The organism is Streptomyces sp. NRRL F-525 (assembly GCF_000716605.1).
GTDB lineage: Bacteria > Actinomycetota > Actinomycetes > Streptomycetales > Streptomycetaceae > Streptomyces.
Genome location: NZ_JNXE01000031.1, coordinates 154,847 through 181,720, shown reverse-complemented (window position 1 = coordinate 181,720; position 26,874 = coordinate 154,847). Strand labels below are relative to the sequence as shown.

General features: G+C 68.2%; 18 protein-coding genes and 1 tRNA gene. 11 read left to right on the top strand and 8 right to left on the bottom strand.

Annotation, left to right across the window (positions count from 1 at the left end; translation table 11 throughout):
- Positions 1–212: 212 nt before the first annotated feature.
- Positions 213–992: a Pr6Pr family membrane protein gene (locus OO69_RS34880; RefSeq protein ID WP_033284877.1), complete on the top strand. Its 780-nt coding sequence runs from the start codon at positions 213–215 to the stop codon at positions 990–992.
- Positions 993–1,046: 54 nt separating this feature from the next.
- Positions 1,047–1,120: transfer RNA gene (locus OO69_RS34875), tRNA-Pro, on the top strand.
- Between the two features lie 103 nt (positions 1,121–1,223).
- On the opposite strand, the gene OO69_RS34870 is transcribed toward OO69_RS34875, so the two are convergent.
- Complete coding sequence (locus OO69_RS34870; protein ID WP_234444606.1) at positions 1,224–2,198, bottom strand: site-specific integrase; 975 nt, start codon at positions 2,196–2,198, stop codon at positions 1,224–1,226.
- Between the two features lie 2,119 nt (positions 2,199–4,317).
- On the opposite strand from OO69_RS34870, the gene OO69_RS50675 reads away from it, so the two are divergent.
- From OO69_RS50675 to OO69_RS50670, 3 genes are read left to right on the top strand one after another with little or no spacing between them, the layout of a single operon-like run.
- Positions 4,318–6,396, top strand: a complete 2,079-nt coding sequence (locus tag OO69_RS50675) for a sensor histidine kinase (protein WP_158713461.1) — start codon at positions 4,318–4,320, stop codon at positions 6,394–6,396.
- Positions 6,393–7,142, top strand: a complete 750-nt coding sequence (locus OO69_RS52135) for a hypothetical protein (RefSeq protein ID WP_158713460.1) — start codon at positions 6,393–6,395, stop codon at positions 7,140–7,142. Before OO69_RS50675 ends, OO69_RS52135 begins: the two co-directional genes overlap by 4 nt.
- Positions 7,139–8,200 (top strand): ComEC/Rec2 family competence protein, encoded by a 1,062-nt coding sequence (locus OO69_RS50670; protein WP_158713459.1) that lies wholly within the window; start codon positions 7,139–7,141, stop codon positions 8,198–8,200. The genes OO69_RS52135 and OO69_RS50670 overlap by 4 nt, the downstream gene beginning before the upstream one ends.
- A 1,089-nt stretch (positions 8,201–9,289) precedes the next feature.
- Here OO69_RS50670 and OO69_RS34850 read toward each other — a convergent pair.
- The 3 genes from OO69_RS34850 to OO69_RS34840 form a co-directional block, all read right to left on the bottom strand.
- Positions 9,290–9,691 (bottom strand): hypothetical protein, encoded by a 402-nt coding sequence (locus tag OO69_RS34850; RefSeq protein WP_033284874.1) that lies wholly within the window; start codon positions 9,689–9,691, stop codon positions 9,290–9,292.
- Positions 9,691–11,475 (bottom strand): hypothetical protein, encoded by a 1,785-nt coding sequence (locus tag OO69_RS34845; protein ID WP_234444605.1) that lies wholly within the window; start codon positions 11,473–11,475, stop codon positions 9,691–9,693. The genes OO69_RS34850 and OO69_RS34845 overlap by 1 nt, the downstream gene beginning before the upstream one ends.
- A gap of 170 nt (positions 11,476–11,645) precedes the next feature.
- Positions 11,646–12,395, bottom strand: a complete 750-nt coding sequence (locus OO69_RS34840) for a DUF4232 domain-containing protein (protein WP_033284873.1) — start codon at positions 12,393–12,395, stop codon at positions 11,646–11,648.
- Between the two features lie 201 nt (positions 12,396–12,596).
- On the opposite strand from OO69_RS34840, the gene OO69_RS34835 reads away from it, so the two are divergent.
- The 4 genes from OO69_RS34835 (at position 12,597) to OO69_RS34820 (ending at position 16,063) form a co-directional block, all read left to right on the top strand.
- Entirely contained in the window at positions 12,597–13,928 is a 1,332-nt protein-coding gene (locus OO69_RS34835) for a helix-turn-helix domain-containing protein (protein WP_033284872.1), read from the top strand.
- A 185-nt stretch (positions 13,929–14,113) separates the two neighbouring features.
- Complete coding sequence (locus OO69_RS34830; RefSeq protein ID WP_033284871.1) at positions 14,114–14,509, top strand: STAS domain-containing protein; 396 nt, start codon at positions 14,114–14,116, stop codon at positions 14,507–14,509.
- Positions 14,510–14,573: 64 nt separating this feature from the next.
- Entirely contained in the window at positions 14,574–15,320 is a 747-nt protein-coding gene (locus tag OO69_RS34825; protein ID WP_033284870.1) for an ANTAR domain-containing protein, read from the top strand.
- Entirely contained in the window at positions 15,317–16,063 is a 747-nt protein-coding gene (locus OO69_RS34820) for a GAF and ANTAR domain-containing protein (RefSeq protein ID WP_033284869.1), read from the top strand. The genes OO69_RS34825 and OO69_RS34820 overlap by 4 nt, the downstream gene beginning before the upstream one ends.
- Positions 16,064–16,069: 6 nt before the next feature.
- Here the strand turns inward: OO69_RS34820 and OO69_RS34815 are convergent, their stop codons facing one another.
- Positions 16,070–17,107, bottom strand: coding sequence for an acyl-CoA desaturase (locus OO69_RS34815; protein ID WP_033284868.1), 1,038 nt, complete (start codon positions 17,105–17,107; stop codon positions 16,070–16,072).
- A 214-nt stretch (positions 17,108–17,321) separates the two neighbouring features.
- On the opposite strand from OO69_RS34815, the gene OO69_RS34810 reads away from it, so the two are divergent.
- Complete coding sequence (locus OO69_RS34810) at positions 17,322–17,669, top strand: hypothetical protein (protein WP_033284867.1); 348 nt, start codon at positions 17,322–17,324, stop codon at positions 17,667–17,669.
- 31 nt (positions 17,670–17,700) lie between these two features.
- Here OO69_RS34810 and OO69_RS34805 read toward each other — a convergent pair whose 3' ends face one another.
- From OO69_RS34805 to OO69_RS34795, 3 genes are all read right to left on the bottom strand, one after another.
- Positions 17,701–22,515: a DNA repair ATPase gene (locus tag OO69_RS34805; protein ID WP_033284866.1), complete on the bottom strand. Its 4,815-nt coding sequence runs from the start codon at positions 22,513–22,515 to the stop codon at positions 17,701–17,703.
- A gap of 78 nt (positions 22,516–22,593) precedes the next feature.
- Positions 22,594–24,741 carry a hypothetical protein gene (locus OO69_RS34800; protein WP_033284865.1) on the bottom strand — a complete coding sequence of 716 codons (2,148 nt, stop codon included), beginning with the start codon at positions 24,739–24,741 and terminating at the stop codon, positions 22,594–22,596.
- Between the two features lie 102 nt (positions 24,742–24,843).
- Positions 24,844–25,473 carry a hypothetical protein gene (locus OO69_RS34795; protein WP_033284864.1) on the bottom strand — a complete coding sequence of 210 codons (630 nt, stop codon included), beginning with the start codon at positions 25,471–25,473 and terminating at the stop codon, positions 24,844–24,846.
- A 260-nt stretch (positions 25,474–25,733) separates the two neighbouring features.
- Here OO69_RS34795 and OO69_RS34790 point away from each other — a divergent pair, with 260 nt between their 5' ends.
- Positions 25,734–26,792 carry a PucR family transcriptional regulator gene (locus OO69_RS34790; RefSeq protein ID WP_033284863.1) on the top strand — a complete coding sequence of 353 codons (1,059 nt, stop codon included), beginning with the start codon at positions 25,734–25,736 and terminating at the stop codon, positions 26,790–26,792.
- The last annotated feature ends 82 nt before the right edge of the window (positions 26,793–26,874 follow it).

Genomic DNA, 26,874 nt, shown 5'->3' with positions numbered 1-26,874 from the left:
GGGCGGGGGTTCCTGGGGAGGCTGAGGGTTCCCGGGGGGCCGGGGGTTCCAGGGGGGTTGGGGGTTCCGGGAGGGGTGCCGGGGGCCGGGGGTTCCAGGGGCCTGGAGTGGACGGGGGCTTCTGCGGGGTCCTCGTGGAGTCGCGGTCGCCGCGGTAGCTCGTCCAGCTCACCCGTATCGCCCGATTCGTCCCCGCTGCCTAGCGTGAGGGCATGACCGCTCCGATACCCAGGGACATCCCGGACCTCCCCGCGGTACCCGGTATGCCCGCACTCTTCGCCTCACCCGTTCCCGCCACCGCGGTGGTGGCCCCGTACCGTCGCCCGCTGGCGGCGGCGTACCGACTGCTGGTCGCGCTCGTGGCGGCAGCGGCGGTGACCGTCGACCTGTTCCTCGGCAGCCCGATCCGGGTGCTGACGTACTTCACGATCCAGAGCAACATCCTGCTGGCCCTGGTCATGATCGCCACGGCCCGCCGCGCCTGGACGGCCCGTCGCCCCGTCTCCCCCCTGGTCACGGGCGCGGCACTGCTGTACATCACGATCACCGGCCTGGTGTACCACCTGATCCTGGCGCACGCGTCGAGCCCGTTCGCGATGACGGGCGGAACCGTCAGCGGCTGGCAGGCGGTGACGAACCAGGTGCTGCACACGGTGATCCCGATCGCGGCGGTGGTCGACTGGCTGTTCCTGACCGCCCCCGGCCGGCTGCATCTGCGGATGGCGGTGACGTGGCTGCTGTACCCGATGACGTACCTGGCGGTGTCGTTGGGCCGGGGCGAGCTGATCCTGCCCGGCACACCGGGCCGCTACCTCTATTCGTTCCTCGACGTCGAACGGCACGGCTACAAGAGCGTCCTGGGCAACGCCCTCCTCCTCGGTCTCGCCTTCTACGCCCTCTCCGTCCTCCTCGTGGCCCTCGACCACGCCCGCCCCAACCCCATCCGCCACCGCGCCAAAACCGGATTTCGTCTCCAGCCACCGGTGGGCTAAAGTAAACGACGTCGCCGCGATGAGCAGCAACACTGGCAAGATGAGTGGCGACATCGGGGTGTAGCGCAGCTTGGCAGCGCGCTTCGTTCGGGACGAAGAGGTCGTGGGTTCAAATCCCGCCACCCCGACAGCCAAATAGCAGTTCAGAGGGCCCTCACCGAATCGGTAAGGGCCCTCTGGCGTTGCTGAGTGTCTAACTGCGTGACTATCGCTTCCTGAGTGACTTAGCGTCTACGGCTTCCGCGGATCGGCTCCGAAGATGCCGTCCATGACGACGGCGCCGGTCTGGATGACCGGCCGGATCTGCTTCCGGTAGACCTCCTCGGTCACGGCGGTACCCGAGTGCCCCACGAGCCGGGAGATGTCCTCCAAAGGGACACCCCGGTCGGAGAGCAGCGACACGAAGCTGTGCCGGAGCTCCCGGGGAGTCCACTCGGCGGCATCGACACCGTCAACGTCTTTGAGCGCCTGACGGAAGGCGCGGCGGACGTTGGCTGCATCGAGCGGCTTGCCCACGGCCGAGGGAAAGACGAGTCCGTGTTCCTCCCACTCCTCGTCAGCGGCGAGCCGGTCCCACCCCTGATCCTCGAACTGCTGCCACAGCGCTTCCACGCAGCGCGCCGGCAGGGCGAGTGTGCGTCGGGACTTCCGAGTCTTGGTGTCCCCGCTCCGCCGAACCGACCGCCAGACGGCGATGTGCGGAGGCTGCGGCGGGTCGAAGTCCTGCCGCCCCTTCAGAAAGACGTGGTCCCAAGTGAGCGCCCGCAACTCCTCGGTCCGGGCCCCGGTCAGCAGGGCGACGACGATGTACGCGTGCATGGAGGTCCCAGCGGCCCCCTTCAGTACGGCCTCCGCCTGGACGAAGGTGAGTGCCTTTGACGGCCGCCCCGCCTGTCCCTGCGGCACCGAGCACAGCTCGACGACGTTGCGCTTCACCTTGTCCCGCGCCATGGCCCGTTTGACCGCACGGTTCAGGCAGGAGTGAAGGCCCTGGAGTGTGCGCGTGCTGAGAGTCTTCGCCTTGGCGGCCAGCCAACGGTCTACGTCCTCCGCGCTGAGGTCACGGAGCTTGCGGGCGCCGAGCGACGGAATGACGTGCTTCTCGCTCAAGAGCGTGGCCGTTTCGACGGTGCTGGGGTCGAGGCCTGCCAGGCCATAGGCAAGCTCCATTTCCACCCGTTTGCTTATACCAGTAGGTCGGATCAAACCGAGGGCCGCACCAACGCGGCGGCGCCGGCCGGTCGCCGCCGCGCCGCCTCCATGTCTTCGCCACCGGCCGCACGTCGCCGCCCGTCCGTCGCCGCCGCAGCGGCCACATTCCAACACAGGCATGGAGGACGAACGGTGATCCCCAACGGTGCAGCTCTTTGTGTTACTGAAAGAGGCCGGATCGTGGTGGCGGTGGCACACGGGCTGGCGCTGCCAGATGCGCGGACGTTCGTACGGAGCCCGCTGATCCCGCACCATGCCACCGGCCGGACGGCGGACGCGGCCATGCGAAGGGAGAACCCCGCTGTGGCTGGGGCGGTCGGCTCCACGACTTTAGCCAGCCACTTTGACGCGAGCCTCGAAGATCACGGCCCCAACGTCGTGCTTTAACGGGCAGGTCCACAGACTGCCCGACCCGCCGGAAGCTTACGGGGCCATGATCACTCGCGCCAAAGCAGATCCTGGCCAAAGTAGCTACGCCGACCTCGTGTTGCCTGATCCACCCTCAAATCCCCAGCGTGCGCCACCACATAGACGTGCCGAGTTCCCTGCTGCAGAATCTGACAACCGGGCACGCCCTGAAGTGCCTACAGTGTTGGCGACTCAGAAAGGCGCATCGCCCACATGCGAGGCACTACCAGCCCCTACTCCGTCTACGTCGATGAGCTAGCTCTCCTCGCACAGGACGTGGCAAGTGGCTCATGGCGACGGATCGAAGAGGATGTGAGCCTGGCGTTGAACGGTCAGGCTTCCGAACGGCTACGCCAGCTCGTCCCTTTGACGACAAGACGCACACACGGCGCCTTCTTCACCACGGGCGCAGTACGCACGTCGTTCAGCAAAGTGCTGCACGACCTGCCCTCATCTACACGCAGGTTCTGGGACCCATCCTGCGGTGCAGGGGATCTACTGCTTGCCGCATCCGACCTTCTCCCCCTGGGAAAGAGTACCGACGAGACATTAGCCATCTGGTCGCGGAGCCTGCGGGGCAGCGATCTGCAGCCCGAGTTTGTAGCTGCCGCGCGACTACGCCTGTTCCTGGCTGCGGCCCACAGGACACGTGCAGCAGGAGCCGAACCGGGGACGAGTGATGGCCACCTTCGCTGGAACCTGCTGCGCTCACTCAGAGTCGAGGACGGCCTGGCTGCACTGCACTCGGCTCGCAGCTTCACCGGCAACGTGCTCCTCAACCCGCCTTTTGGCGCCATGCCGGCCGACACGCGCTGGAGTTGGGCTTCAGGCGCGGTGTCTCAAGCCGCCGTGTTCACCCTTGCAGCTTCCAAGGCTCTCGCCGTGGGTGGTCAACTAACTGCCGTGCTCCCAGACGTTCTGCGCAGCGGCAGTCGCTACGAGCGATGGCGACAGCAAGTTGCCGAGCACCTCAGCTTGCAAGCTGTCCAGACAGAGGGGCAGTTCGACCCGCACACGGATATCCATGTGTTTCTGATGTCGGGAACGCGTCACCGGCGTTCGAAGGAACGAACTGGCGCAGATGCAGCCTGGTGGACAGCCGAGCGAGGTACGCAGAGCCTGGGAGATCTGTTTGAGGTGCGAGTTGGGCCCGTCGTGGACAACCGTGATCCACACGAAGGTCCAGAGGTGCCGTTCCTCAAGGCCCGAGCCCTGCCTCCCGCCGGGGATGTTGGTGTGCCAAAGCAAGCGCGTCGCTTCTCGGGGCGCCTGATAGAGCCACCTTTTGTGGCCATACGGCGCACGTCGCGGCCGGGCCAGGGCGCGGGGGGACACAGTCGCGGCGTCGGAGTGCTGCTGACAGGGCATACTCCTGTGGCTGTCGACAACCACATCATCACAGCGCGACCGTTGGACGGACGCGAGGAAACATGCCGAAACCTCCTGAAAGTGTTGGCCTCTCCACCCGTGACGGCCTGGCTGGACGAGCGCATCAGGTGTCGGCACCTCACCGTGCGGGCTGTGCGCGAGATCCCCTGGAACGAGGCTTAGCCTGTTGGCGACATGACCCTCTGTTGCTAACTGGGCACGATAGATAACATGCGATCAGCTGGCCAGGCGACTGGGACTGTGGCCGTTCCACGGCCACTACGGGGAGGCAAGGATGAGTCGACATCTGCGATTCGCGCCGGAGATCCTTGCGCGCTTGGGTGAAGAGCTGGTCCCGCATCCAGACCTCGGCGTCATGGAGTTGGTCCGCAACGCCTACGACGCCGACGCAACTATATGCACCATCCGCCTACTTGAGGCTGATCGCGCTGGTGGCACCCTCATCGTTGAAGATGACGGTACAGGCATGGACGAGGACAGCATCTATGACAGCTTCCTCCTCTTAGGCCGCTCTGCTAAAATCTCTTCTCCTATCACGCCGGGCGGACGACAAAAGGTGGGCGAGAAGGGCCTTGGCCGGCTGGCGGCGCTGCGACTCGGAGCGCACGTTGAACTAGAGACACGACCAGCCAACGCTCCCGGGCGCGCACATGTACTCGTAATCGACTGGACTAAGTACGACTCCGTGCACGCTGTAGAAGACGTGCCACTTACAGTCATCAACAAACCGACTTCGGAACCTCCGGGGACTCGTGTCACGATTAGTAGACTCCGCGAGCCATTCGCTGAAGCGGACATAAAGCGGATGGCTCGCTCGGTCCTGCTTCTCACTGGACCCTTTCCCGAGAATTCGCCCTTCCGAGCGATTTTCGTTTCGGAGGAGTTCGACAAGCTGCTCGCTGACACATCTCGCGCCTACTTGGATCAAGCGGACTTTCGACTGTTCGCGGAAATCGACGCAGAAGGGTACGCCAAAGCAACGCTGTATGACTGGCGTGGTGAAGTAATTCACGAAGCGGGCCATGAACTGGTAGCCCTGAATCGAAAGCGAGGCGGGCGCGATGTGCACTTACCTTTCGAGCTCGCCCCACGAGCTAGCCTTGAACTCTGGATGTTCCTCAAAGGCGGAAAGTCGCTTTCCCCTTTGAAAAACTCTCCTGACAGAGACCGCGTATGGCCTTGGCTTGATGTTGTGGGAGGCGTGCACCTAATTCACCGAGGGCTCAGGGTCACACCGTACGGCGATTCAGGAAACGACTGGCTGGAGCTTAATGCTCGCCGCACTGGTAGCCCCGAGGAGCGCCCTTCAACTCGCACGGCCGTGGGACGCGTTGTCGTCGGCGACGATGCTCAGATTCTGCAGCCCAAAACCGACCGAACGGGCTTCGTTGAAACACCAGCCTTCGTTGACCTCAGGGAATTCGCCATCAGGGCAACAGACTGGGCAGCTGCGGTCCGATTGAAAGATGCCGAAGTCAGGCGGCGCGAGCAAGTACCCAAGACACGCACCCGAATGAAGACTGCCGAGGACGAGCTCCGCAAGACTGTGCGCAGTCTCCCGCCGAGGTACAGGGAAATAGTAGAGCGCCAAGTAAATACATATCGCGGCGAAACACAGCAGCACGTTAGAGCTGTGGAGCGAGATCTGAGGCTATACCGAACACTAAGCACTCTCGGCACAAGCACCGCGGTATTCGCACACGAAGTACTGGGACCTGCTAGTCGACTCACCCGGATGGTCAGGGCGCTGGGTCAACTAATAGGAAACAAAGTCGGCCAGGAAACATATGACGCGGTCTTTGATGAGCCCATGTCCCGCATCGGGCGATCACTCGACACCGTGCAAGCATTCGCCAATCTCTCGTTGGAGATGGTGAAGAAGCGCAAGCGAGATGCCGCTGATGTCGATGTTGACGAAGTATGCAGGGAGGTAGTGAAACTCTTCTCGCCATATTTCAATGACCGTAACATTTCGGTGAAGACCGAGTTCGACACACAGACGATGAGGGTTCGTAGCACAGTCGCAGAGATTGAGGCAATCTGGGCAAATCTTTTGACTAACTCTGCGCATGCTCTATTACGTCAAGATATGCCGGATCGCGACCGTGAAATCCTCATCCGGACCCAGAGTGGTGAAGAAAGTGTCGTACTCACTATCGATGACTCAGGGCCCGGCATTCGAGACATGCCTATTGATGAGATCTGGTCACCTGGTAGGACATCACGCACCGACGGCACCGGGCTGGGCCTAACCATCGTGCGAGACGTAGTGGAAGAGCTAAAGGGTAAGAACCTCGCCTTCGAGACAGGTGAGCTGGGCGGTGCTCGAATCATGGTCCGCCTACCCGCTCAACCGGCTCCCGCCGCTCTCAAACCCCCTGGAGCACCGTCATGAATGTGGAGCAGGACACCAGACGCCCTCTAGAAAAGCTCTTTCCTCGCGCTCAGGTACCTGAAGCGGGGGCACGTGTAGCGGTAGTCGATGACGACCCCGAGGAAGCTTACGCAACCGGAATGGTACTGCGTCTGGCGGGATATGAGCCCGTTGAGATCTCGCCGCAAAGGGAAGCGGCTGAGCGAATGCTGCAGCGCGTAACTGACAAGTGCGTTGCAGCAGTCTTCGATCACAGGCTTAACGGCAGGATCAATGTCCCGTTCGATGGCGCCGAACTCGCCAGTCTTGCGTCCCGGAGAGGGTTCCCCGCTGTCCTGAGTAGTACGTACATCTCCCGAGACCAGGCAACCACCATACGGTTGCGAAGGGCCGAGATTCCATGCCTCCTCGACAAGGACGAGCAGAGTGCTGAAGCGATTCAGTCAGCGTTCGAGGCGATTGTCGCAGAGTTTCATGGGGACGTACCGCGGACGCGGCTGGCCCTTCCCACAGTCATCGAGGTTCTCGGATTACATGTCAACGAGGAAATGCCGACTGCGGAGGTGCTTGTCCCTGCGTGGCGACCTTCGGTGGCCATTCAGCTGCCTGCCGGCCTGATTACAGAAGGTACCGGTCTAGCGCTTCACGAATTACGGAACCGCTGGGTCGAAGCCGAGGTGAACTGTCACGCCGAAAGGGAGCGTGACCTGTTTTTCAAAAACTTTTCACTTAGCCCCGAGCTTCCAGAGGATTGGATGCGTCCGTGACCAGCACATCTACTGAGAAAATCGCGGACACTTTGGAAGTGATTGTCCTCGATGTTGGACATGGAAATTGCGCTGTGGTGCGAGATAGCGATCGGTGCGTGGTCGTTGACGCCCCTCCTGGTCCAACTTTATTCGACGAGTTGGAACGCTGCGGGATTACCCACATTGATCACCTTGTGCTTTCTCACAGCGACCTGGACCACATGGGCAGTGCCGTCAAACTTCTCTGGGATACCCGTTTCATCATCGGCATGATCTGGTACAACCCGGATGGCACTAAGCAGAGCAAGGCGTGGCAGAACCTGGCTAGGCAAGCTTACTTGCGTCACCGGGAAGGACAGTTACTTAATGGACAACGCAACCTCAACACTGCTTCGACTGCAGACTTATCGTTCAGTAATCGAGTGAAGATCGAAGTCTTACATCCAGACCTAGAAATAGCAACACTCGGCCCTTCTGACGCTGCAACCCCACTGGGGCGACTTACCGCGAACACACTGTCAGCCGTGCTTCGGATTTCATTGCAAGACAACCCCGCAGTACTCTTACCGGCTGACATTGACGCCTTAGCTCTTCAGCGCATGATTTCTCTCAACGCTGACCTAAAAGCTCATGTTCTGGTTTTCCCTCATCACGGGGGGAAGGCCAAGACGTCAGATTCCCGACAGTTCGCTACCGCGATATGTCAAGCCGTACAGCCAGAGTTCGTTCTTTTTTCGATGGCTCGCGGTGGTCGTTTTTCGAACCCCGACCCTGAAATGGTTGCGGGAGTGCGCGCGGCGCGACCTCAGGCTCACATCGCCTGTACGCAACTTTCAACACATTGCCACCGCGAGGCGCGCCTGCCGGCCCAGAAAGCACACCTCAACCTTCATGCGGCGGCAGGTAGCTCGGCAGGGTCGTGTTGCGCTGGCACGGTAACTATAGGCTTTGACGGTGATGGCCTTCATATCACCCCCTCACCGACGCAACATAGAGAGTTCATTCAACTACTAGACCGCCCTCTCTGCCGTGCGGATGTCATTCCGGTTCCTGCACCACGTCCTCACGTCCGCTGAAGCATGTACGGCCTCCGGAGCCGCGCTGTGGCTGTATGACCGTCACCCACACCCGCCGATCCACATAGAGCTACGGATCAGAAGACAGTCCACGGACTATCCGTGGACGAATCGCGTCTCACGAATCAATCAGAGGCTTTCGACCTGCGCACATGTCTGGGACCGAAAAGCCCTCCGGAGCCGTGTGCAGCTCCACTCGCCGCGGAAGGACTGACCGACGGCACCCGATAACGTGGCTGAGGTCGATGCAGGTGCAGCGAGGCATACGCGCACCTGGTCCGTCGGCGCACCCGTCGTCGTGGCTGGCTGTCGTCGGCTGAGGTTCGTGCCACAACCGTGCCAGATGTAGGGGTCAGCCACGGTCAACATCGGTGCCGTGCAGTCGAGTAGCCGTCCGCTTCCTCGGTGGGCGAAGTCGCGGTCCGAGATCACCCAGCCTCTCTCTTGAAGCGGTGATCTACGTCCGGCGAGTGAGATCATCCGTAGATGGCCGACGCGCGACTTCCCCAGGGATGGACTCTTCAGCAGATCCGCGATGTATCCGGGGATCGAGATGCTGTCGCCCTGGATCCCGATCGACCAGTGAAGTGGGTCAGCGTCAGCGAGGACCACGAGATGCCAAGCGTAGAGATCGTTCTCGGATTCCGCAGCCTGTGCCTCGTGAAGCCTGTGGATGACGACGACTGGTACATGGGCAGCCTCTACGACGACGGCAGCATCGACTGTTGGACCCTCTACGGCGACCTGTATGAGGCGCTACGCGGCCTGTAAGAGCATGCGCCACGGCACCGCGCACGAGGTGCCTTGAGTGTTTAACTGCGTGACAACCACGACGCACAACCGCGAACAACCCTGGACGTCGGCGGACCATCAGCGCAGGCGACAGGCGCAGTAGCCCAAGGACAGCGGGCGTCCCAAGTTGCTTCGGGACGAAGAGGTCGTGGGTTCAAATCCCGCCACCCCGACGCTGGTCAGAGGCCCACTCGCGTGATCGCGAGTGGGCCTTTGTCGTGCCCTCCGAGGAGGGCGAACCCCGTGACGGGGATTGCCGGCGATACAGCGGCTCGTGTCGCTGGCACTACCGACGTCTCAGCCCAGCCACCCGGCAACGGCGTGAGCGAGTGCCTCGCCGCCCTGTTGCACCAGTGTTCCCGCCACCAGGGCCGGCAGCGCCTGTGCTGCCCCGCGCAGGGCTCCCGCGGTCTGAGGGTCCGGGGCTGTCAGCGAGGTGTCGATGGAGTCCGCGATGGCGCGGAGGACCTGCGCGTTCGGCAGACCCGCTCCGTTCCGGTCCACCTCGGTGCGGAACGCGGCGAGGAGATCCCGCACGGTCTCCACGTCGACGGCGGCGCCCTCGGCGGACGCGGACTGATGGACGTTAGAGATGTTCTGCCCCACCACATTCTGGATCGGGGCGATGCTGCTGCCTCCGATGCTGACACCCGAGCCGTGCACCTGTTCCGGTTCGGGGTGGCGACGTCCCACAGCCATCAACTTCCGCCTCCTTGAGCCTTGTTGTCCTGGCCGACATTGCTGATGCCGCTGCCGGCCACGTTCTGGATGGGCGCGTTGTTGTCGCCGTAGACCTGGATGTTGGTGATGACCGCGGCCACCTGGCGTTCGTAGGGAGCGGTGTCGACGCCCCGTTCCTCCAGGTACGCGGAGACCGCGTAGAAGACGCATGTCTGCATGAGGACGACGTGCCGTTTCGCGTCGTCGGCCTGGTGCATGTCGGTGACCTCTTCGGTGGAGTAGCGATCACGCAGGCTGACCGGATCCTTTTCCTCGGCCCGTCCGTCCTCCGGCTGCGCTCCCTGCGCGAGGCGGGTCACCAGCCGCCGCAGCGCGAGCGGACCGCCGACCGCGTCCAGCAGGGCCTGCACCGTGACCCAGCCGAGGAGCCTCATGCGGCGCTTCGCCACGGGTGCGTCCGTCACCCTCAGTTCGTTGTAGAGGGGCGTCATCACGTGGGGGCGCAGCGTCAGTCGCAGTTCGCCGGCCTCCAGCGCGGCATGCGCGAAGAGTGTGACCACGACCTGGCCGTCCCAACTGACGCACTGCGCCCGCAGATACAGCCGGTCCGGCACACTCGACGGTGACCGCCGGCCCCGACCGCGCAGGTCCGGCAGCTCCAACTTCGCGGCACGGGTCCGTCGTAGCCACAGATCGGACGGCAGGCCGAGGACGGGGGTGACGGAGAAACCGGGCAGCGGATCGGTGATCTCCCGTGCGCCACGGCCCAGTTCACCGAGGGCATCGCCCATTCGCCGCAGCAGTTCATGCTCGCCGAAGTGCTTGACCGACTTCTCCGGGTCCTTGGGTTTGAGCGGGATGCCGATGTCTGCCATGCCCCACACATAGCGACCGGCTCCGACGAACATCTCCGGTTGGTCGTACGGCAGTTCACGCCGCGTCTGTTCCCTGCCGATCTGTTCCGTCCGGCGCGCGGCCTTCGCCGCCATCCACGGCAGGCGGTCGGTCGCGACGCCGTCCCGGACGATCGACGACAACGCCGCCCGCGCCATGATCCGGTCCCCCATGCACACGAGCGTGGTCCCGGCCAGCAGGACGAACGGCAGGAGAAGCAGTCCGACCCGCAGGGCAACCGCCTCGCCGTGTATCGGTTCGTACGGCACCACCGCGAGGAGCCAGGGCAGGCAGAGAACGAGATACGCCAGTCGGGGCGAGGGCGCCAGCCTCGACTTCTTCCCCTTGCCGGCTGCCCGGAGCGCGGCCCACCACATGAAACAGGCCAGTAGGACAGCACCGCCCCACACAGCGGCGGCCCGGGGAACCTCGTAGGCCACGGCGGCCGCGAGGAGCACCACAAGGGCCCGTCGCAGCCACCGCCGTCGCCGGGCGCGCAAACTGTGCGCGACGACGGGGACCAGGTCGAATCCGTACGACGGGACAGGCAACGGCGGCCCGTGCAGGACGTGATCCCGCACCCACTGCGCCATGGGCTCGCCCAGCGGCGGGCAGTCGTCGCTGCCCTCCAGGTAGATACGTCTGCGGGTGCTGCGCCGGGGCCTACTCGGTTTCTGGTCCCTGCCGCGGACCTTGCGCCACCAGGTCTTGACCGCGTTGATCCGGTCGGGGCGGGTGTAGACGGCCTGGCACAGCAGTCTGGTCACCTCCGACGAGGTCGGATCCACCTGACCGGCGCGGCCGTCGTCGGCGAAGACGGGCCCCGCCTGCACCGGCACCGCCGGTCCATCGATCAGTCCCTCCGCAGTACGCCCTTCCCGTACGCGCAGCCCTCGACCGAACCCCATTCCCGCCCCCCGTTTTCCGATACGGCGGGCATCCTCACGGTGAAGTCCCGGCACCACCAGAGCGCAAACGCGACAATGCGTCTCACCAGGGGCGACGGGACAAGGTTTGACCGAAAACCAGCAGCTGCCCTCAGTGGCCCGGAAGGACCCTCGGGTCAGGCCCATTCCGCTCAGTACGTCAACGCATCCTCCACATCCGACACCCAGTAGCTCACCCGCAGCGAGTCGTCCACGTAGACCCCCTTCGCCGGCAGGGCCGGAGTCGCCGCCGGGCTGATGCTGTTGTTGTCGCGGTCGAAGAAGTAGACGGAGAGGGACTTGGCGGTGCGGCCGTTGGTGCCGGAGCCGTTGTCTCCGCCGGCGAGGGCCACGCCGGCGTAGCCCGACTGGCCCGGGGTGAGGGTGGTCACCGCCTGGGGCTGGGATTCCTTGATCACCGGGGGTACCGACTGGGCGTCGTCGAAGTTGACGGCCGGGTAGTAGTAGAGGTCGCAGGTCTTGGAACCCGTGTTGGTGACGGTGAGCAGCATGTGGTTGATGGGGCGCGAGACCGTCTGGGCGGTGACCTTGGTGTTGGCGCCGCTGCACGGGACCCGGCTGGCGGGCGTGTCCGAACCCGAGTCCGAGCCCGAGGCGGAACCCGAGCCGGAGCCCGAGTTCGAGCCCGCGCCCCCGCTCGTCTTGCTGCCGCCCGAGCCCGTGCCGCTGCCCGTCGACGTGCCGCCCGACGTCGAACCCGTCGAACCCCCCGCCTTCGTCCCGGACGGTGCCGGCGTCGTCACCGTGGAGGACGTCGGGTTGGCCGCGCCCTCGTCCTGTACTCCCAGCTTGTCGTTGCAGGCGGTGAGCGAGAGCGCGGCGAGGGCGACCGTGGTGGCGGCGAAGAGGCGGGTGCGGGGACGGGCGGTGAACGCGGACATGGCTGTTGTGCCTTTCGGAAGGAGGGAAGTCGCCGTCGCCCAACCGGTCGGCGGGCGGCGTGCTTTGATGACCGCAGCTTGTGCCGCCTTCCGTCCCACCCGCTACGACAGCCGGGATCTACGGGAACCTGGAACGTTCGCACCGGCTCTTACCTGGGAGAACAGTGACTCCCTGGAACGCGCGACTGGAATGGGGGCAGGGTGGCAGGGCCTGAGGAGACGGCCGATTTCGCGGCGCTGATACGGGAGCTCAAGGACCGTTCGGGGCTGAGCTACGGCGTACTCGCGAAGCGGCTGCACATGAGTACGTCGACGTTGCACCGGTACTGCAACGGCGATGCCGTACCCACCGAGTACGCCCCCGTGGAGCGGTTCGCCCGGCTCTGCAAGGCGACCCCGGACGAGCTCGTCGAGGCCCACCGCCGGTGGATCCTGGCCGACGGGGCACGCCAGCGGGAGCGGAAGGCCGCGGCAGCCGGGGCACCTACAGCGACAGCCCCGGCCGCTACGGCAACCCCGGCGCCCGGCACGAACACCCCCGCCCCCGGCACGAACCCCCCGGAGCCAAGCCAACCCACCGCCCCCGACCCCGATCCCGGCAACAACACCCGCACCCGCACCCGCCGCCGCACCACCCTCCTCACCGCCGCCGCCGTAGCTGTAGTCCTCGCCGCCACCGCCCTCGTCCCCCGTCTCCTCTCCGGCGACGACAACAACGGCGACCGCAAGCAGGAAGCCGGTTCCGTGACCTCCACCGGAAACGGCAGCTCCGGCCCCTCGCCGTCGTCGAAGTCGAAGGCGACCTCCTCCCCCTCCACGTCCACCTCGCCCTCCGACAGCGCCAGCCCCTCCCGCTCCGCCACCGCGAAGACCGGCACGTCCGCCACCCCGGGCGGCAAGGCCGACGGCGGCGCGGCCACCGCCGCCGTCCCACTGACGGTCACCTCACGGCCGTACGCCTGGGAGAGTCCCTGCAGTCAGACCTACCTGGTCGACGAGGACGCGGCGAAGGTGCCGCCGCCGCCCACCGAGCAGGACGCCCCGAGCTGGGTGAGCGCGCTGGGGGCGGTCTCCGCCGACAGTCAGTACCTCGAACTGACCGTCCAGGGCACCGGGCAGGAGACCGTCGTACTCCAGTCGCTGAACGTGCGCGTCGTGCAGAGCGGGGCGCCGCTCGCCTGGAACGCGTACACCATGGGGTATGTCGGGGTCGGCTGCGGCGGCGGGGTGCCCACGCACTCCTTCGACGTCGGGCTGGACGCGACGCGGCCGGTGGCCACGCCGAAGTCCGGGCAGACCGGGCTGCCGTACAAGGTGAGCGAGAGTGACCCCGAGGTCCTCTACATCACCGCCGGCGCGGCCTCGCACGATGTGCGCTGGTACATGGAGCTGGCCTGGACGAGCGGGACCCGGCACGGGGTGCTGCGCATCGACGACCAGGGGAAACCGTTCCACACCAGCGGGATGAGCGGGCGGCCGCGCTACGGCTATTCGCTCGACGACAGCGAGTGGGTACCGCATCAGGACGACTGACGCGGGCACAAGGCCGAAATCGGTACCCATGAGACGGAAACGGCTCCCGGCGTGCCCGTCCCCGGCAGTACGCTCGTCGTACGGCAGCCCAGGACCCCGGCCCTCTCCGTGCAGTCTCTTTCCGCGCAACAGAGGCCCTGCGCACGTAGGCGAAAGCCACTCTCTTACAGGGGGAGATGGGGCACATGGGTCCGCATCCTGATCTGTTCGACGCACCGGATGAACCAGATGGGCCGGACGAACCACGAGTGGTCCGCGCGCGCGGTGAGCTCGATCTGACGACCGTGCCCGCCTTCGCACAGGAGCTCAAGGAAGCCCGGCACGGCACGGGGCGGCTCTTCCTCGTCGTCGATCTGCTGGACGTGACCTTCATGGACGGCAGTGTTCTGGACCCGTTGTGCACGGCCTGGGAGGAGTGTCGTGAGCGGCTCGGGTGGCTGCGCGTCGTGCACTCCCGGCCGGGGCCGTTGCTCGTGTTCCGGGCCGCCGGTCTGGTCGAGAGGTTTCCGCGGTACGCGAGTGTGCGGGACGCCTGCGAGGGGGTGCTCGCCGACCGCGCGTTGGAGCGCCGGGCCACGTAGGGTACGGCAGACGTCGGTCGGCGCTTCGTCTCGAAGTGTCCCGGCGGCCGGGGAACGGAGCACGGTGATCAGCGACGGCATGGCCGAAGTCCTGCGGTCGCTGCGCCTCGGTGAGGGCGGCGATCCCGCGCAGGCCTGCGCCCGGGCGCTGGGTGCCGAGGGCGTCGCCCTCTCCCTGCTGGTCGGCGCCGACCGCACGGCCGAACCCCTGTGGTGCCATCCCGAACTGAGCGCCCGTTTCGAGGAGCTCCAGTTCACGCTGGGCGAGGGCCCGGGGCCGGACGCGGTCCGCACCGGTTCGCCCGTGCTGGAGCCGGACCTCGACCGGGTGCGCCCCGAGCGGTGGCCCGTGCTGCTGCCGGCCGCGCGCGACCTGGGCGTCCAGGGCGTGTGCGGGTTCCCGCTGGGCTTCGGCGCGATCCGGGTCGGCGTCCTGACCGTGCTGTGCGCCGGGGACAGACGGATCAGCGAGCAGCAGTACGCCGACGCCACCTCCCTCACGGCCGCGCTGACCGGCGCGTTCCTGAACGGGAACGGGCACGCGAAGGGCATCGCCCCCGGCCCGGACGCCATGCCGGACTGGCCGACCGGGCTCAACCGCCCCGTCGTGCACCAGGCCACCGGGATGATCAGCGTCCAGCTGGGCGTGCCCATGCAGGAGGCCCTGTTGCGCCTGCGGGCCCACGCCTATGGCAATGAACGCCCCCTCGGCGAGGTCGCGGCGGACGTGGTCGCCCGCCGGCTCCGCTTCGGGGGCGAATGGGACGACGATAAGAGCGGGCCGTATTCGCCCGACACTGGAAAGGGATGATCGCCATGGCCCGCGAACGACGTCTGGCCGAGATCTTCGTGGAGGTCGCGGACTCCCTGGTCGAGGACTTCGACGTCATCGACCTGCTGCACCGGCTGTCCTCGCGCTGCGTCGAGCTGCTAGACGTGTCGGCGGCCGGGATCCTGCTCGTGGACGCGCACGGCGAGCTGCAGATCATCGCCGCCTCGGACGAGCACACCCGCCTGCTGGAGCTCCTCGCGCTCCAGCACGACCAGGGCCCGTGCGTCGAGTGCTACCGCACCGGCGCCGCCCGCACCAACATCGACCTGACGCGGACCGAGGTGACCGCGGCCTGGCCGCGCTTCGCGGCGCAGGCCCGCGCCACGGGCTACGTCACCACGCACGCCATACCGCTCCGGCTGCGCAGCCGCGTCGTCGGCGCGCTCAACCTCTTCCAGACCACCCCGCACCGCCTGGGCGACGACGACATCGCCCTCGCCCAGGCCCTCGCCGACGTGGCCACCATCGCCGTACTCCAGCAGCGCACGCTGGAGCAGTCGCACGTCGAGAACAGCCAGCTGCAGACCGCGCTCACCAGCCGCATCCTCGTCGAGCAGGTCAAGGGCGTGCTGGCGGAGCGCTGGAACACGTCCGTCGACGACGCCTTCACCGCCTTCCGGTCCTACGCCCGTGCCCGCCATCTGCGCCTGTCGGACCTCGCGGCGCAGATCATCGGGGGCGACTTCGACACCCGGATCATCCCGCCGCCGCAGCCGTCGTAGCCCGGGTCACGCGCGCCGGGCGGCGACCCGGTCCACGGACGGCCAGCGCACGTCGTGGACCCAACCGGCGCGCTCCATCAGGCGGATGACGGCGGCCGACGGGTCGATCTGGCCGCGGTCGACGCCGTGCCGGGCGCTGGTGGGGTCGGCGTGGTGGAGGTTGTGCCAGCTCTCGCCGAAGGAGAGCAGGGCCAGCGGCCACAGGTTGGTGGCGCGGTCGTGGCGCCGGGTGCGGAACGGCCGCTCACCGATCATGTGGCACAGCGAGTTGACGCTCCAGGTGACGTGGTGGAGCAGCGCGATCCGCACAAGTCCCGCCCACAGCAAGCCGGTTACGCCGTACAGCCAGCTGCCGCCGATCGCCCAGCCGAGCCCGAACGGCAGCGCGAGGGTGAGCAGGCACAGCCACGGGAACGCGCGGGAGACGGCCCGGATGTCGGGGTCGGCGACGAGGTCGGGGGCGTAACGCTCGGGCGGTGTCTGCTCGTTGCGGAACAGCCAGCCGACGTGGGCGTCGAACAGTCCGTGCAACTGGCCGCGCAGATGCGTGCCGTAGCGGTACGGCGAGTGCGGGTCGCCGGGCCGGTCGGTGAAGGCGTGGTGGCGGCGGTGGGTGGCGACCCAGCCGATGACATCGCCCTGGAAGCTCATCGACCCGGCCACCGCGAGCGCGATGCGCACGGGCCGGATCGCGCGGTACGAGCCGTGGGTGAGCCCGCGGTGGAAGCCGACCGTGACGCCGAGACCGGTGATCGTGTAGAGGACGGCCGCGAGCACGATGTCGACGGGGTGGATCAGCCGCCCCCACAGCAGCCAGCCGGCCAGGCCGAGCCCCACGAACGGCAGGACGACGATCGCCGCGGTGACGCCGACGTAGATCCGGTCCCCGCTGTCCCGCACCGGCGCCGGGCCCTCGTCGGGCGGGAAGGGGGAGGTGCCGTCGTAGGGCGGGGGTGGCGGGGAGGTGTCCGAGAAAAGTGTGTCACTTTCCCCGAAAGTGACACACTTTTTCGGGACAGGGGGTGGGGTGGAGACGGTCGACATGCTGGACTCCTCGGCCTCGCTGCGGATGGCGCGGCCGGGGTCACGGGCTGCCGGTGGTCCTTCCACGGTACTCCGGAACGCGGCGGCCCGGAGTGCCCGGCCACCGCGTTGACACGAACCGTCGCCGCACGTTGACTGGCAGCACGGCGCAGGGCAGTGGCCGGTGCACGGACGATCCCAATAACGCCTTCGGGCGGGACGGAAGCGACTCCCGATGATGTACGACCAGACACGCGCCCAACAACCCGCGGGCCAGAACCGGGTCCCCTCCGAACGCCGCACCCCGGGCCCGGAGCCGCTGCTCCCGTCGAGCGAGCGGGACAAGGTCCTCCAGCGGCTGCGGCACGCCCTCAACACCTTCGCCGACACCCCGCGCGACGCCCTGACGGAGGCGGAGAGCGCCTACGACGAGGCCACCGCCCAGCTCGTCGCCGCCCTCGCGGCCCGCCGTGAACTCCTCCGCGCCAGCTGGGCCGACGAGGACCCGGAGTCCCCGTCCGACGAACCCCGCAACGCGCTGCGGCAGTACCGCGAGATCACCCAACGGCTGCTCCAGCTCTAGCAGTTGGGCGCGCGGGGAAGGTCGGTGGCCGTCATCCCCGGCCGCCGCTCGCCCGCGTGATCGCCGACTCCACCGCCCCGATCCGCTCGGCCAGCACCCCGAGAGCCGCCACCGCGTGGCTCAAGGGGTCGCTCTCCTCCATGCCTCGCGTCCGCGCGTACGCCGCCTTCAACTCGCCCCAGCGCAGGGCCTGTTCGCCGCTGAGCGTGCCACGCAACTCCCCCAGCTTCAGCAGGTTCGCCTCGGCACCCGTCCCCAGGGTCTGCGCCTCGGCGGTGTAGTGGTCGTCCAACACGGCAGCCAGCTCACGGGAGTTCATCACCGGCTCGACGCGCTGGGCGATGCGGTTCATGGTGCGGTACGACCCCTGCAGCCGGAACGGCGGTTCCGTGCGGGCCGCGTCCGTCATCGCCGCCGATGCCATGTACGCGGAGTTGACCGCCAGTACGGTGTCGCGGGCGGCGAGCAGATGCCCCAACACGGCGACGACACGGCCGAGTTCGGCGGGTTCGCAGGCGTAGGACAACCGGTCCGCGCGGGCGGTCGCGTCGCCCTCCGCCAGCCTGATCAGCAGGTCCAGGTCGGCACGGTCGCGGCCGGCCAGCGGAGCCAGCACCGGGTTGGAGGTCAGCGCGTTCTCCAGGAAACTCAGCGCAAACACCGCCTCCTTGCCGGTCAGCACATCGCCGAGGTTCCAGACGTCGGCACGGTTGGCCAGCATGTCGGGGACCCGGAAACGCCCGCCCGACTCCGTGTAGGGGTTGCCGGTCATGCAGACGGCGAACCGTTTCCCCCGTAGGTCGTATGTACGCGGTACGCCCTCCCACACGCCCTCCACCCGCCGCGTCGCATCGCACAACGGGATGAATTTCTCCAGGAGTTCGGGCGAGGTGTGCTGGATGTCGTCGAGGTGGAGCAGCACGTTGTTGCCCGCCGCGAGCGCGAAGTTGACCTTCTCCACCTCCTGCCGGGCGGTCGCGTTCGGCGCCTCGGCCGGGTCGAGGGAGGTGACACCACGCCCGAGGGCGGGCCCGCTGACCTTGACCAGCACCAGCCCGAGCCGGTCGGCGACGTACTCCATGAGGGTCGTCTTGCCGTACCCCGGCGGCGAGATGAGCAGCAGCAGGCCGCCCGTGTCGGTCCGCCGCCCCTCCCCCGTCGTACCGATCTGCCGGGCCAGGCTGTCGCCGACCAGCGGGAGATACACCTCGTCGACCAGACGCCCCCGCACGAAGGACGACATCACCCGCGGCCGGTACTCGTCGAGCCGCAACCGGGCCCGCTCCGCCGCGACCAAGGCCGTACGGCGCCGCTGGTACGCACGATGACCGGGTACGTCCAACGCCCTGAACTCCCGTGTCCGGGCGAGGAGTTCGTCGACCCTTAGCACCAACGCCCCTGCCTCGATGCGCGGGTGGGTCCCCATCAGCCCCCCGACCGTCTCCGTCAGCCGGGCGTCCGACTCGTACCGCGGCGCGTCCGGGCAGAGTTCGGCCGCCACCGCTTCCGCGAGGTCCCCCGGGTCGGCCTCGGTGCCGGACGCCGTCGTGTACGCCGTCAGCCAGGCCTCCACCAGCTGGCGGCGGGCGGCCGGTTCACCGACGGCGAGCACATCGTCGTCGTAGGCCGAACTCCCCACCGCGCGGCGGAACTTGTCGAGGAGGGTGCGTGCGGCGGCGCTGATCACGAAACCCTCGGGGCCGGTGGTCAGTTCGTCGAAGAGGTACGCGGCGGCGGACTCGCCGGTCCGCTCGGCCAGTTCAGCGAGGAACTCGGCGACGGCCGGGGTCGGTCCGAAGATGTCGCGGACCCGCGCGAGCGACCGCGCCCGGAGCGTCCAGCTAACGCGCTCCTCCGGGCTCGTGCCGTGCGTCCAGAACAGCAACGCCTGTGCCCGGGCGGCTGGTTCGTGCCGCAACAGACCCGCGCCCTCGTACCGGCGGAGCAGCGCGGACAGGATCGCGGTCGCGTCGTGGTCGTGCACGCCACGTTCGTAGCCTTCGTCGTACGACTCCTGCGCGGCCCGGCGGACCAGGGCGGCGAGGTCGGGCTCCTGGGCGAGGGCCTGGGCGCCGTGTTCGTCGAGGAGGCGGGCGGCGAGGTGTTCGGCACGGTAGACCCGCGGTGATTCGGAGGGCAGCGGGCGGTCCCAGAACGCGCGCGTGGCCGCGAACTCCGGGTCCGTGACCGGGGTTCGGTAGTCCGTGCCGGTGAGGGCGAAGGCGAGGCCGTCGCCGGAGGGGACCAGGGTGAGGTCGAGGGGCTCGGTGTTCACGGCGAAACGGTGGCGGCCCAGGCGCAGGGTCCGGCCGCCGTCCGTGTAGAGGTCGGTGCGGTCGCGCAGGGCGCGGGCCGCCTCCTCGCGGGCCGCCGCCAGCCGGCCGGTCAGCTCCTCCGCCCGCACCTGGTCGCCCAGGTCCCGGAGTTGGCCGACGGTGCGGTGGATCTTCGTCACCATCGGGTCGGAGGCGAAGTACGTACTGACCGCGTCGGCGTCGGCGAGCGTGGCCGCCCGCCGGACCACCGTCTCCAGGACCCGGTCCGCCGAGACCGCCAACTGCTCGGCCCTGCGCGCCCGTTCGTCGGCCAGGGTCTGCTTGCGGGCGGAGAAGGTCTCGTAGATCTCGGCGCGTCTGCCGGTCAGTTCGGCGAGGAAGTCGTCGAAGTCCGTGAAGCGCGCTTCCAGGTTCTCCAACTGGACGAGCAGGCGGGCGAGTTGATCGTCACACGCCTCAGGTGTCGCCGCGTCCGCGAGCGCGCCCGTCACCGCCTGCCCCAGCAGCGCGAACTCGGCCGCGAACTCCGCCCGGCCCTCCCGGTCCTGAAGCTCCCTGCGCCGGGCGTCCAGGGTGGCGCGGGCCCGGTTGACCCCGCCCAGCACCTCGGCGATCCGCTCCAGGATCGACGTACGGACCGTGGCGTCACCGATGTCCAGCCCGGCGATGACCTCGGTCACCGTCCGCAGCCCGTCGGTGAGTTCGTCGAGCCGGGCGGCCACCGGTGCCGACTCGGCGACCGTGGCCAGCTCCCCCGCCGTCGCGATCAACTCGCCGATCAGCTCATGGTGCCCGGCGAACGCGTCCTCGCCCGCCAGGAACCCGACCGCCCGCTGCCCGAACGCCCCGAGCTCCGCCTCCGCCCCGGCCGCCGACTCGTCGATCCGCGCGGTGTCCGCGTACCGCATCTCCTTCAGCGTCAGCAAGTGCCCCTGCGCCCGCCGGAGTTCGGTCAGCCCGGCGACCCACCCCGCCGCGTCCCGGGGCGCCTCGCCCCGCAGTCGCCGTACGAGCCCGGTGAGCCGGCCGGTGGCATCGTCGAGGGCGTCGGCCGCGCGGGCGGTGAGCGTCCGGACGGTCTCGAACTCGGCCAGGACCTGTTCCGCCGTGACCCGCACGTCCTCCAACGGGCCGCCCAGATCCCCGAGTTCGGGATCCCCGAGCCAGTGGTACGAGTCCGCCGCCCGGACACACGCGCCGACCAGCGCCTCGCACACCTCCGCCGTGGGCTCCATCCCGGCGACCGCCCCCGCGAGGGACAGACAGTCGGAGATCCCCCGCACGAGATCGGCGTTCCCCACCCGGAACAGCGGCCCGGATCCGACGAGTTGAGCGGCGGCGTACGTGTCCGAGACATACGGAGTTCGCCACACCCGCAAGGGATGAACACGAGCGGCCTCCCCCTCCACACCCGCGCGCAGCACCATCAGCGTGCCGTCCCCGAAGAGCGCCCAGCCCTGACAGGCCAGCGGGTTGGCGACCTCCTTGCGGATCAAGTTGTACGGCAGCAGCAGGCTCCGCCCGGGCACCCGCGCCCGGTACGCGAACAGCACGTCCTCGCCGTTGGGCGAACGCACCACCCGCTCCAACTCCAGCCCGGAGGTGTCCACTTCGAAGGTCTTGCGAGAACCCGTGGCCAGGCAGTACCCGCCCGGGAACACGATCCCCTGCTCCTCGGGAAGCCGCTGACACGACAGCCCGATCCCGTCGAGCCGTACGACGGACTTCGTGAGCGTGTTGAAAACCAGGTACCGGCGGCTCTCCTCCTTGTACGGCCGCACCCGCAGCAGCACCAGCACACCCACCCGCGCATACGCGATCTCCGCGTCGGCCGCCGACTGCAGCGGCTCGTCCACCGGCTCGGAGTAAATCCCCTCCCCCGTCTCGGTGTTGTCCTCCACCTTGACGGTGAGAGTCCCGCCGACCGTGCCGACGTACAGCCCGTCCTGGATCCGGACGTGCGGGTGCCGGCCGGGGACGTGGTCCGCGCGGGTCGTCTCCGTCCACTCGATGTCGTGGGGCGGCGGGAAGACGTGATCGCGTTCGCCGTGCGCGTCCAGGAAGGTCGCCGACCGGCCGTCGTCCGCGAGCGCCCAGCGCAGGACCCGGATGTCGTCGGCCTTCTCGCCGGTGCGGAAGACGGCGAGCAACTTGCCGTCGAGGCACCGGAGTTGGAGGAGGCGGGCCTGGCGGTAGTACCGGTGCAGGGCGGTGAACTCCCGTACGAAGTCCGGGTCGTCGAGGAGTCCGGGTACGGCGTTCTCGGGCAGTCGGCGCAGGTCGTGGCGGTCGTGCAGGGCGAGGACGTCGGCGACCGTCGTCTCCCGGGTGACACCGAGGGCGACCTGGCGGCCGAAGAGGAGCGTGTCTCCTACGGCGACGAGGTCGCGCGGCGCGGCCGGGTGGTCGGTGTCGAGGCGTTCGGTGCCGGTGAGTTCGAGGCGGGTGGAGCCGAACTCCTCGGTGCGGCGGGCGTTGAGCGCCTCCGCGCGGCGGGCGAGTTCGGCGGCCTGTGCGGCGAGGCGGTCGCGCAGGACCTCGTAGGTGCCGGTGTCCAGGCCGGTGGTCATGGGTCCCTCTCAGGATCTCGGGGGAGGTGGGTCCGGAACTGCCGTCCCCTGTGCGGCAGTTCCGGACCGTATGGGGGGTCAGACCTTCGCCGGGTGCCCGTTGAGCGCGGCCAGCGGGGTGTCCGCCAGGCCCAACTCACCGGCCTTGTCGAGCAGTTGCCGTAGCCGACCGGCGTTCGCCGTGTCCGAGGTCATCAGCTTCATCAGCAGCGCGGACACGGTGAGGTTCTGCACGTCGGCCATGGAGACGGAGCCGAGGACGCGGCCGAGGTCGTCGGCGATGTTCGAGGTGCCGTCCAGCCAGGGACGCGCCAAGGCCTGCGCCGTCTGGGAGTTGGCGACGAAACCGTCGACGCTCCGGCCGAACGAGATCGACGAGATCAGCCGGTCGAAGAAGACCGAGTCGCCGCCGACGATGTCGATGTCGGCGTTCTCCAGACCGGTCGCGAGGACCGCGGCCTGCGCCTCCGCGACCTGCCGCTGCACATCGAACCCGGCCAGCCGGATCTCCTTCTCGGCCTGCAGCCGCAGCCGGTACTCCTCGTGGCCGCGCGAGGCGTCGTCGAGGGCGGCCATCGCGGCGGCCTTCTCGGTGAGGCCCTCCGCCTCGGCCTTGAGCTTCTCGCCGATGCCGGTGGCCTCCGCGAGCGCGTTCGCCCGTACGCCCTCGGCCTGCGCGAGCACCTTCGCCTGCGCGCCCTCGGCCTCCGCGAGCGCCTTGGCGCGAGTGCCCTCGGCCTCCGCCCGCAGCCGGGCCTCGGTGCCTTCCGCCTCCGCCCGCAGCCGCGCCCCCGTGGCCTCGGCCTCGGCACGGCCCGCCTTCACGGTGACCTCGGCCTCCTTGTCGCGGACCTGGACCTCGGCGAGTCCGGCAGCCGCCGCCTCCGCCTGGATGCCTTCCGCAAGGCGCAGCTTGGCGCGGGCATCGAGGTCGGCGGACTTCAACCGGGCCTCGGCGAGGGTGAGTTGCTCACCGGCCCGGTGCTTGGCGGCGGCCTCCGCGGCCTCGGCGCCCTTGATGTCCTTGACCAGCTTCTCCTGCGCCTCCGCCTCGGCTGCGATGATCACGGCCTGGCGGGTGCGCTCGGCCTCCTCGACCACCCGCAGCTTCTTGATGGCCTCCTCCTGCTCGGCGACCGTACGGTCCACGGCGATCCGCTCCCGGACCACGTCCGCGACCTCGCGCCGCTCCGCCTCGACCTCCTTGTCGCGGGCGATCCCGGACAGCGAGGTCTCCCGTTCGCGCGCGATGACTTCGAGGAGCCGGTCCTTCTCGATGCGCTCGTTCTCGACGGCGATGACCCGCTCGCGGTTCTTCTGCGCGACGGCGATCTCGCGGGCCTGGTTCTCGCGCTGGACGCCGAGTTGCTCCTCGGTGCGCAGGAACGCGGCCTGCGCGCCCAGCCGTTCCTCCTCCTGCACCTTCGCGGTGGCGGCCTCCTCGCGCGCCCGCAGCACCTCCACCTCACGCCGCTGCTTGATCTCCGCCTCGGCCTGCCGGCGCTCCAGCTCCAGGATCGTCTCCCGGGCGTCGACGTTCTGCCGGGTGATCTCCTTCTGCTCGGTGCGCTGGAACTCGTTGGTGCGGACGTGCTCGATCGTCGTCAGCTCGGTGATCTTCCGGATGCCCTGCGCGTCCAGGATGTTCTGGTTGTCGAGCTGCGTCATCGGTGTCTGCTCGAGGAAGTCGATGGCCGCGTCGTCGAGGTGGTAGCCGTTGAGGTCGGTGCCGATGACCTGGATGATCCGGTCCCTGAACTCCTCGCGCTTGGTGTAGAGATCGACGAAGTCCAGCTGCTTCCCCACGGTCTTGAGCGCCTCGGAGAACTTCGCCGCGAAGAAGTCCTGGATCGCCGCCGGGTCGCTCGCCGTCTGGGTGCCGATGGCCTGCGCGACCTTGATGACGTCCTCGACGGTCTTGTTGACCCGCACGAAGAAGCTGATGTGGATGTCGGCGCGGATGTTGTCCTGGCAGATCAGGCCCTCGCGCCCGGTGCGCCGGATCTCGATGGTCTTCACCGAGATGTCCATGAACTCGGCCTTGTGCAGCACCGGCAGCACGACCGCCCCGGTGAAGGTGACGTCGACCTTCTTCGTCTTGGAGACGATCAGTGCCCGCCCCTGCTCCACCTTCCGGAAGAGCCGTCCGACCACCAGGAGCAGGGTGAGCGCGATGAGCAGGACAACGGCGACGAACACACCGATGCCGACGGTGATGGCGTTCATGACATGGGTCCTCAAGGGATGAGAGGGGTGACGAAGGGTGGTGAACGGACGGGAGTCGGCCCGGGGATTTCAACGAGCGGACAGGCAGGCCGAGTTGGCGGTCTATCCCGGCCGGCCCGGACCGGTCCCCGGGTCCAGCGCGCTGTCGTAGGGCGCGACCCAGAAGAACTCGCCGGTCTCGTCGTAGGCGTAGAGCAGTCCGGTGCTGCCGCCGGCCAGGGCGTCGTCGCCCGTCTGCCGGACCTGGACCACCGCGGCCGAGCCGTCCGCCGACCTGACCTCCGCCTGGCCGAACCCCGCATCGACCCGCCCGGTGCGGATCGTGCAGGTCAGCCCGACGAAGTCCAGCCGGGACGGCCCGTGTTCGTCGGGGAACAGGCGGTGCAGGGGCCGTACGAACAGCTTGGTCGCCCGCCAGGAGACGTACACCGTGGCGATCAGCACGCCCGCCCCGACCAGGACCCCGACCGGGCCGGAGGGGACGAACAGCACGCTCGCGCAGTAGCTGATCAGCCAGCCGACCGCGGTGAACAGCGAGAAGGCGAGGGTCACCGGAACCCCGCCGAGACCCCAACCGTCGCCGTGTGCACGGGAGTTGAGGTGAACATGGGCGTGTCCGTGGGCGTCCGCCGCGCCCAGCGCGACCAGCAGCCAGAACAGGACGACCACGGTGAGCGCGGCGGTGAAGACGACGGTGGGAAAACCGGTCGCGGCAGCGAAGAACGCCCCCATGATCCCGGCCCCCCGTTCCCTGTCCGCCGTATCCGCATACACAACGCGTCAAGACTTCGGGGATGCGCGGATCGCGGTCCCGGTGCAGGACACCTGCCGGTGTCCGGCACCGGAACCTTCCGCGGTGCTCCCCTGGCGCCATGGTGCACGCGGGGTGCGCGCCCGCGCATTGCCGGAACCCGGCAGTGTTCATTAGGGTCTTGATGCCGGTGCCGCGCTAAGAAAGCGTCACCAGGGCGTCAAGGAAAACGGGGGCGGAGTTGCCGGAGCGCGACATACCTGAGCAGTATCTGGCGGGGTACGCGCGGCTCCTGGCGGAGGTCGCCGGCACCGGACGCCGCCTGACCCGGGCCGAGTTGGCGGCCCGCCGCACCCTGGGCGAGCAGGCGGCCGAGGCCGGTCACGGACTGCGCGCCCTGGTCGACGCCCATCTCACCGCCACCCGCGCCGCCTGGCCGCAGACCCCCGGCGCCGCCGACTGCACCCTCGCCGCGGTGCAGCAGGCGGTCGACGCCTTCGCCGAGGGCTACGAACGCGCCCAGCGTCTGGCTGTACGCCAGGAGGAGGCCGCGCGGCGGGAGTTCATCGACGACCTGCTCTACGGCCGCAGCGATCTGGGCCGGCTCGCGGAACGCTCCGAGCGCTTCGGCCTGCGCCTCTCCCACACGCACGCGGTCGCCGTGGTCCAGGGCCCGACGCCGTACGACGAGAGCGCGCCGGTGCCGCGTCAGGTGGAGCGCGCGATGATCAGCCGTTTCGGTGACCGCAACATCCTGCTCACCACGAAGGCCGGCCGGCTGCTGTGCGTCGCGCCCGGCGACCAGGACGACATCCTCGCCCACTTCGCCAAGCAGTCGTACGCCGCCGCGGAGGGCACCCGCGTGGCGATCGGCCGGCCGCAGCCGGGCGCGGGCGGGATCGTCCAGTCGTACGAGGAGGCCCTGAACACGCTCGAACTGGCCGAGCGGCTCGATCTGGAGGGCCCGCTCCTGCGCGCCGCCGACCTGCTGGTCTACCCGGTGCTCACCCGCGACCGGCAGGCGATGGCGGACCTGGTCCTCGACGCGCTGGGCCCGCTGACCAGGGCGCGCGGCGGTGCGCGCCCGCTGCTGGACACCCTGTCGACGTACTTCGACTCCGGCTGTGTGGCGGCGGAGTCCGCGCGCCGGCTCTCGCTGAGCGTGCGCGCGCTGACGTACCGGCTGGAGCGCATCCACCAGCTGACCGGCGCGGATCCGGCGGACCCCGGCCAGCGGTACACGCTGCAGACGGCGGTCATCGGGGCCCGCCTGCTGGACTGGCCCGACAAGGAGCTGTGAGGAGCCGGTACGCAAAGAGCGACCTCGCGCCCGGATGGATCTTCGGCGGCGTGGTCGCTCGGGGTGTGCGGGGACGTGCGGG

Coding starts and splice junctions, on each gene's coding strand:
- OO69_RS34845 (WP_234444605.1), bottom strand. CDS start 11,475: ATGGGGTTCGGTCGAGGGCTGCGCGTACGGGAAGGGCGTACTGCGGAG.
- OO69_RS34820 (WP_033284869.1), top strand. CDS start 15,317: ATGATCGCCATGGCCCGCGAACGACGTCTGGCCGAGATCTTCGTGGAG.
- OO69_RS34880 (WP_033284877.1), top strand. CDS start 213: ATGACCGCTCCGATACCCAGGGACATCCCGGACCTCCCCGCGGTACCC.
- OO69_RS34840 (WP_033284873.1), bottom strand. CDS start 12,395: ATGTCCGCGTTCACCGCCCGTCCCCGCACCCGCCTCTTCGCCGCCACC.
- OO69_RS34795 (WP_033284864.1), bottom strand. CDS start 25,473: ATGGGGGCGTTCTTCGCTGCCGCGACCGGTTTTCCCACCGTCGTCTTC.
- OO69_RS34800 (WP_033284865.1), bottom strand. CDS start 24,741: ATGAACGCCATCACCGTCGGCATCGGTGTGTTCGTCGCCGTTGTCCTG.
- OO69_RS34805 (WP_033284866.1), bottom strand. CDS start 22,515: ATGACCACCGGCCTGGACACCGGCACCTACGAGGTCCTGCGCGACCGC.
- OO69_RS52135 (WP_158713460.1), top strand. CDS start 6,393: ATGAATGTGGAGCAGGACACCAGACGCCCTCTAGAAAAGCTCTTTCCT.
- OO69_RS34830 (WP_033284871.1), top strand. CDS start 14,114: ATGGGTCCGCATCCTGATCTGTTCGACGCACCGGATGAACCAGATGGG.
- OO69_RS34815 (WP_033284868.1), bottom strand. CDS start 17,107: ATGTCGACCGTCTCCACCCCACCCCCTGTCCCGAAAAAGTGTGTCACT.
- OO69_RS34810 (WP_033284867.1), top strand. CDS start 17,322: ATGATGTACGACCAGACACGCGCCCAACAACCCGCGGGCCAGAACCGG.
- OO69_RS34850 (WP_033284874.1), bottom strand. CDS start 9,691: ATGGCTGTGGGACGTCGCCACCCCGAACCGGAACAGGTGCACGGCTCG.